The organism is Methanocella sp. (assembly GCF_035506375.1).
In the GTDB taxonomy this organism is placed as follows: domain Archaea; phylum Halobacteriota; class Methanocellia; order Methanocellales; family Methanocellaceae; genus Methanocella.
Genome location: NZ_DATJPM010000080.1, coordinates 95,867 through 103,211, shown reverse-complemented (window position 1 = coordinate 103,211; position 7,345 = coordinate 95,867). Strand labels below are relative to the sequence as shown.

Here is a 7,345-nt window from a genome sequence, read left to right as displayed (position 1 = left end):
CGCGAGAAGTCCGATGAGTATATAGACAGCGAAATTGTTCTGGCTCTTGAAAACGTTGCTGAAGACAAAGTACAGCACGATGAGCATCAGCAGCGGGTTGAGGAGCGACCAGGCGAACCCGAGGATGGAGTTCGCGTACTTCACCTTCAGGTCGCTGACGACGAGATTCTTGATCAGCTCGCGGTACTCGAATAAGGACATAATGATCGAAAGTCTATTTCAACCCGCCGCCGGCCTTAATATAAGCCTCCGGGGGCTTTTTTATATCTGCCCATGTCCTTATAAACTTGTTGATATCATTTTTAAAGTCGAACGCCCCCGATATAGCAATTAGTATATGATTTTTCTTAGTATCCCGCTCTTCCTTATATGCTTATCATTGTCGTATTAAAAAACCTGCTGGGGCAAATGTGAAACCGAATTTATTCTCTCTATCGATATCGTGCCGAAAATCACCCGGGTGTATTACGAAATATTCCTCTATGGCCTCTAAAGGCCCCTCTCCCCAACCCTTCAATACTGGATGGCCGTTAACGATCCCATCCTCTACGATTAAATAATCGCCTTTTATTAAAATACCGCTTAACAACTCTATTTCCGCTAATACGTGTTTCTTTGTATGGTCGCTATCGATTATAGCAAATATTGGGCCATTATATATTTCCTTTAATTCTCTTAGCCGTTCTTCAACTTTTTTATCTGTCGATGAGCAATTCATTAATTCGATGTGACTATCCTTTTTAACTAAATCCGATATTCTATCCCGATCGATATCTACGGATATTACTTTTGAATCCGGGTTAACTAATTTCAGGATTTGAGAAAAAAACAGGGTCGAACCACCTTGAGAAGTACCGAACTCTATGACCAGTGACGGTTTTAAATCATAAATGATCTCTTGGTAGTTCCACATATCACTTACGGATTTTAAGCAATTTACGCCCATAAAAGTAGTAGTCTTCCATACTCCGGTATCGTAATACCAGACATTATACATCTCTTTAAAATTTCCATTGTAGCCTAAGACATTTCGAAGCAGGCGTTTTGATTCGGTTATAAGGATACCAATCTCCATTTTACCACGTCACATAATTGCTATTTTGAAAGAATAATAAAGCATTTTATAGGCCAGAAATGCCTTAATTTTTAAGAAAATATTGTTATTATTTTTTTTACAGATTAAAACGCAATCCTGCCAGACATCGCTTCCGTCAGGATAATTGTTACTGTCCCACTGTGCATAGACTTCGAGTACATCGAGCTTTGTTAATTTAACCAAGGCCTTAAAACCGTCTGGATGGAATCGCCAGCAATCGACGGGATATTTATGGTCAGGGCCTCCGGCGGGGGCGATGATACAGCATAGTCCCTCTGGCTTTAAGATCCTGCTAATTTCCAAAATAGTAAGCCATGGATATTCAATATGCTCAAAAGCCTGTCCAGAAATGACAACGTCTACCGAATTCGATTTAATCTTATTCCAAGAATATGGATCATTTATAATAATATCAACGTTTTTATCTTTAGCGGTATCTACGCCATAATATTCCCAGCCAGATACGTTAAAAATAGGCTTATATGTGCCATTTACATCACAGCTTCCTATGTCAAGTATTTTCAATTTTTCATTAGTCTTTGTTGAGAGATATTTTTCCTTAAAAGAAGCCATTTTATCATAAGAGCTTTGATGCAAAATACAGCCACCGCCTCTACAAGGTAGACCCATCGATTACTTTTCCATATAACTCTGGCAATAATAATTATTAATTAAGTCCGCCGGCCTTGATATAAGCCTCCGGGGGCTTTTTTATATCTGCCCATGTCCTTATAAACTTGTTGATGTCGTTATTTTCCGCTTTCCGCCTCTTCCCCAGCATCTTCGGGGCGCCCAGCAGCGCATCCATCTTCGCCCTCAATATGGTAACGCCGTGGCCTTTCAGCACATAGTAGGGGATCACGCCCAGGCTGCGGCCGACGATGAACGGCAGCGACGTCAAAAGCAGCCCCGGAGGATAATCCTTCAGCGCGTACCAGACGATATTGCGGTTTCCGTAGTAGACGGTATAGTCCGACACGTAGCCGGCCGTCCCGCCATGCACGTGGCGGACCACGGCCTTCGGCACATAAACGCACTTCCAGCCGGCCAGCCTTCCCCGGAAGGCCAGGTCCGTATCCTCCATGTAAGAAACAAAGTCCTCGTCGAACAGCCCTACCTCGTCGAGCATGCTCTTCCTGTACAGCGCCGCCCCGGCGCAGGGGCCGAAGACCTCGTCCTTCGCCTCATACTGGCCCGCATCCTTCTCGAACATTCCCCGGTCCCAGCAGGCGCCGCTCCGGGAAATGCAGATCCCGGTCGAGTCTATGATCGTCGGGTCGTCCATGCGGAGCATCCTGGAGGCGCACATCCCTATACTCGGGTCCGCCAGCATCTCTTCTGCCAGCGCCTCCAGCCATTCGGGGGCAGCCTCCGTGTCGTTATTCAGCGTGGCGACGAGCTCTCCACGAGAGGCCCTTATGCCAACGTTATTCGCGGGCGCGAAGCCGAGATTCCTGCCGTTCGCGACGACTTTAACGACAGGATAGCCCGTGCTCACAAGCTCGACGGAGCCGTCGCTCGAGCCATTATCGACGAGAATGATCTCGACGTTCGGGTAGGTCTGGCGGAGCAGCGAGTCCAGGCACCGCTTCAGGTACTGCCTTCCGTTGTAGTTGACCACGATGACCGATGCCAGGGGCCTTCCGTCGACGTTCATGGTAACAGCGCCTTCATCCCCTCGAGGAACCGGCCAACGTCATATTTCCCGGCCTGCTCGATGCATCGATACTTATATTTCAGGGGGTCCCGCGAGACCTCTTTTACGGCACGAACGATCTCCCCGATATCTGCATCGACGAGATATCCCGTCACGCCGTCGATGACTGTCTCCACGTATCCGCCCTCTCTCACGGCGACGACGGGCTTGCCGCTGGCCATGGCCTCGACGGCGCTCATGCCGAAGGGCTCGTCCTTCGAGGTCGCGATCAGCCCCCGGCAGTGGCCGTAGTATCCGGCCAGCTCCTCCTCGGAGATGCTGGATAGGAGCTTTACATTCGGCGGCAGCTTCGACTTGATATCGCTGGCGTACGAGTTTGAATAGTCGCCCCGGTCGCTCCCGCCGACGATGACCAGCCGCTCGTCGGGCATCCGGGCAAAGGCCTCGAGCTGCAGCTCGATGCGCTTCTCGGGAAATAGCCGGTTGACGGACAGCCAGTAGCCATCATCGCCGGCGTAGTGGAATTTCGCCGTGTCCACGGGCGGGTATACCACGACGCTGTCCCTGCCCAGGTATTTCTTAAAGCGGCCGGCCGTGAACTCGCTATTGGCGACCACCCGGTCCACGTGCGCGATCGAGCGCCGGTCCAGGCGGCTATGGAGGCCGATCCAGGCGCGCGCCGCGAGCCGGGACAGCGGCGACTTCAGGGACCTTATGGTTTCGTCCCTCAGATCATAAAATACGCGGACGTGGGCGTGATCATAGTATAAGTTCGGGTGATGCCTTCGCGAGGCGTAGTGCGCCCAGTTGCCGCTGAGGATGAAAAAGTCGTACTGGCGCCGGAAGTTGCACGCCGAAAACTTATATGCCGCCTGGATCTGCCGCAGCGGCTCGGCCTTCACGAGAGGGCCCAGGCTTATGATCCTGACATCGCCGAACCCCAGCTTCTCGACGAGAGAATGGTCTACGTCGGTGGTGATTATATCGGCGCCGAGGCCGCGGGCCAGCGTAAGGACGAGCTTTTCGCCGCCGCCTATAAAGCGAAAGTAATCGTGAAAGATGGCCGCCTTCGTCTCGATTCCCCGATGAACGGACGCTACTGGCAGGCTTATACTTTTCGTAGCAGGCCGGACGTCAGAGGGTTTTCAGCGCGGGCTTCGCATACCGGTAATAGTCCTCGAGCTTCTTCGCGATTGCCTCGCTCTTATGGGCCTGGACGATCCCCTTGATCTTCTCCTTCTTTTTGATCGAGTACTCCGCGGCCTGCAACAGTATCTTGTAGGAGATGCCCCGGCCCCGGCGCAGCGCCCAGGCCACGGCTTTCTTCATGCCATAGACTTCGTAGATGTAGGCCAGGTAGAGATAGGAGTGATAATCGATGTTGCTCGTGTCCGCAAAAGTGGTCGTGAAGAGCCAGTAGAGGGCGTTCTCGACGTCGCCCTTCAGCAAGTAGAACTCGCCGAGCCGGCGGCATAGGACGCTCTTGATCTTACAGTTCTTTATCCCATCGAGCAGGATCTTTTTCGCCTCCTCGAAGTTGCCCTTGTCGAAGCGGGCGGTCGCCGCCCAGTAGTAGGGCAGATAGAAGTCGGGCGCTCTCCGTATTTCGCTGTCGAAGGTGAATATCTCGCTCTTTTCGACGTTATCCGGGCTCTGGTACTCCATGATGGCGTTGTTCAGCGTCGGGCTATCGTTTATCGTCCTCGTATCCGCGGTATCCTTTACGCCCTGATCGAACAATCCCGTCACGTCCACCGGCCCGGCCTCTTCATGCTTTCCCAGTAACAAGTCAAGTACGCCCACGTGCTCCACCCAGTTAGAATCGGCGCGTGAGTATTTATTACTTTGTGATGCTAACCTTTCAGCGCGTACAGCATTCCGCCGCAGGTCTTCGCGTATATCGTGTCGTTCTCGTCGATGTAGACCTGCTCCCAGCCGCTGCCGTCGCCCGAGTTGTAGGTGAATATCAGGTCGCCCTGCAGGCTGTCGACGACGTACAGGACCGGGCCGTTTTTAGTATCGGCGCCGATGCAGACGATATCTTTCCCGGCGTAGATGGCGGGGGACGCGCTGCCATTAAATGTGTGCTTCCACTTTAACGAGCCGTCGATGCTCAGGGCGTAGAGGGCCGTCGCGTTCTTTCCGGAATCCCCGGCGACATAGATCGTGCCGTTGCACACGGAGGGCATATAGCTCAGGTTCGCGCCGTACGTCATGGCCGGGTTGAACTTGCCGATCAGCGTGCCCTGCTCATTTACGACGTGCACTGTGCCGAACATGTAGAACATGTACAGCCAGTGGTGCTCGTCCTCCACCAGGCTATACTGGCCCAGGTAGGGCATCGTATGGTCCCACCTGACGTTTCCATAGCTGCTCAAGCAGTCCAGGACGCCCCCGGGCTCGTCGTAGACGTAGACGCCGTCGTCTCTGGCGGCCTTGAGCTTCGTGGTGGAATCATATCCCGGGTACTGGATGGACCATCGCAGGCTCCCTCCCGGGGAGATGCAGTCAAGGTAGACGTCTACCATGTGCTCCGGCGGGCGCGTGAAAAAGTATACGTTCCCGTTTCCGTCCATGACGGGATCGGAGACCAGGCCAGAGGCGTTCCATTGCTCTCGGCCCGAGAGGTCAATGGCCGAAAGCAGGTCATAGGAGCGGATAAGTATCGTGTCGTCCGGGCCCGCGGTCGGCGGGTAGTTCATGCTCTGCCGCGTCAGCGCCTTCAGCGTGCCGTCCGCCCCGACGGCGTTGAGGCCGGAGCTCTGCGAATAGACCAGCAGCCGCCCGTTAATGTAGGCCGACTGCGCGGTGTTCGGGAACGGGATCGACCAGAGTGTCTTGCCCGCGGCGTCGACCAGGGAAATATTCGAGGTGCCGACGACGTAAAGGCCGTCGTCCGACGGGTATATTTTTTTTAGGGGGTCGTCCGCGCCCATCTGCCAGTTCAGGGCGGCGCCGCCGGACCTGTAGACCGTCAGGGCGAGCGCCGATATGAAAATGAGTACGGCGATGGCAGCCATCGCCTTGACGACCGTGTTGCCTTGCATTTTTCCCTTCCCCATACTGTATAAAGGTAATTATGTTAATGAATTGTAGCCCTTACCTTACATATACCTTATGTCAGCACGGGAGAACCTTAGCGGAATACCGGCCGCTGGCTCAGGAGCTTGGGCAGCGGCAGAGGCCTGTAAGGCCGGCCGGCGCAGCTCTTTTTTACCTCGCGGGCCAGCTCGTCCTTCGTCATCGAGACGCGCCTGCCGCTCTCGCGGATGCTCACGGAGAAGAGGCCCGACTCGACCTCCTTATCGCCTACGACGGCCACGTAGGGCACCCACTCCATGCTGGCGCGGGCGATCTTTTTGGAAAGCGTATCGTCGCCGTCGTCCACGTCCAGGCGCACGCCGTCGATGTCCAGATACTTACAATAGTTGAGCTGCTTCTCCGAGACTGGTATGATGCGTACCTGCGTGGGCGAGAGCCAGATCGGCAGCGTGGGCGTCTCCCTCTTCAGTGCCTCCTCCAGTATGGAGTAGTACCAGCGCTCGATGCTGCCGATGCTCGAATGGCAGATGATGCAGCCTTTTTTCTTTCCGTCGCTGTCCGTGTAGTCGATGCCGTAGACGGCGGCGTCCTTGACGTCGAGCTGCACGGTCGACAGCTGGATGCAGCTTCTCGTCGAATCCACGCCCTGGAACTCGTTCTTGACGGCCCAGTAGTGCTTCATGTCGCTGAGCACTTCCACGAAGGCCGGCATGTTCGAGTACTTCACAAGGTCGGCGATCCGCGACTTGTTCTGGAGGTAAAAAGAATCAACGATGCGGAACACGACGGCGTACTCGACGCCTGAGGCGTCGCACAGGTCGGCGTAATTGCGGTAGAGCTCCTGGTACTCGTTCCACCCCTCGTCGATGTCCCGGCAGAAGCAGTGGATGTCGGGCATGTGGAATGCCCGGAGCCGCTTGAGGCCGGACAGCTCGCCGTCTCGCTCGTACCGGAAGCTGTTGCTGAACTCGTACATGCGGAGCGGCAGATTACGGTAGCTGATGGTGGCGTCCTTCATTATCTTGAACAGTCCGAAGTCGCCCGCGAAACGCAGGATGAACTCCTTATCGGGGTTATCGGGCGTTTTAACGGTATAGTGCCTCTCGTGGAACGTGCCGGCCTGCTCCTTGATCTGGGGGTCGTCCCAGTCGAACAGCAGCGGCGAGTCCACCTGGATGGCCTTGAACCGGTTGACGGCGATATCGTAAGCCCAGTCCCTCAGCAATTCGAATATTAAATACCCTTTGGGGTAGAACCGGAAGTTGCCCGAGTCCGAGGACGGCTCGTAGCCGACGAGCTCGTGGCTCTGCATGGCCTTGATGGATGGCGGCTCCTTCATGGGGGGCATCTTAAGCTCCTCGGATACGACGTACGATTCCAGGGGCCGGCATGCCACGTCCTTCAGCGCCTTCAGGACTTCCTCCGGCTTAGTCAGGTCGAGGGGTATCTCCGAGCCGTCAGGCGTGAAAATGAAGTGTCTGCTGCTGATGTTCTTTACGACGTCCTCCCTGTTTTTTGCCTTACTCATCAAGCGTGTAGCCTCCAGCGAA

Annotated in this window: 7 protein-coding genes and 1 pseudogene; all 8 read right to left on the bottom strand. The window is 54.4% G+C overall.

Annotated features, from left to right (window positions below; all coding sequences use genetic code 11):
• A pseudogene (locus VMC84_RS11330) lies at nt 1-201 on the bottom strand (ABC transporter permease); the annotation flags it as partial.
• Between the two features lie 175 nt (nt 202-376).
• Nucleotides 377-1,075 carry a CmcI family methyltransferase gene (locus VMC84_RS11325; protein ID WP_325380698.1) on the bottom strand — a complete coding sequence of 233 codons (699 nt, stop codon included), beginning with the start codon at nt 1,073-1,075 and terminating at the stop codon, nt 377-379.
• Nucleotides 1,076-1,084: 9 nt separating this feature from the next.
• Nucleotides 1,085-1,726 (bottom strand): methyltransferase domain-containing protein, encoded by a 642-nt coding sequence (locus tag VMC84_RS11320; RefSeq protein ID WP_325380696.1) that lies wholly within the window; start codon nt 1,724-1,726, stop codon nt 1,085-1,087.
• 37 nt (nt 1,727-1,763) lie between these two features.
• Complete coding sequence (locus VMC84_RS11315; protein ID WP_325380694.1) at nt 1,764-2,753, bottom strand: glycosyltransferase family 2 protein; 990 nt, start codon at nt 2,751-2,753, stop codon at nt 1,764-1,766.
• Entirely contained in the window at nt 2,750-3,790 is a 1,041-nt protein-coding gene (locus VMC84_RS11310) for a glycosyltransferase (RefSeq protein ID WP_325380706.1), read from the bottom strand. The genes VMC84_RS11315 and VMC84_RS11310 overlap by 4 nt, the downstream gene beginning before the upstream one ends.
• A 97-nt stretch (nt 3,791-3,887) precedes the next feature.
• Nucleotides 3,888-4,556 carry a hypothetical protein gene (locus VMC84_RS11305; RefSeq protein ID WP_325380692.1) on the bottom strand — a complete coding sequence of 223 codons (669 nt, stop codon included), beginning with the start codon at nt 4,554-4,556 and terminating at the stop codon, nt 3,888-3,890.
• A gap of 50 nt (nt 4,557-4,606) precedes the next feature.
• Nucleotides 4,607-5,815 (bottom strand): hypothetical protein, encoded by a 1,209-nt coding sequence (locus tag VMC84_RS11300; RefSeq protein ID WP_325380690.1) that lies wholly within the window; start codon nt 5,813-5,815, stop codon nt 4,607-4,609.
• A 74-nt stretch (nt 5,816-5,889) separates the two neighbouring features.
• Complete coding sequence (locus VMC84_RS11295) at nt 5,890-7,323, bottom strand: aminoacyl--tRNA ligase-related protein (RefSeq protein WP_325380688.1); 1,434 nt, start codon at nt 7,321-7,323, stop codon at nt 5,890-5,892.
• Nucleotides 7,324-7,345 lie beyond the last annotated feature (22 nt).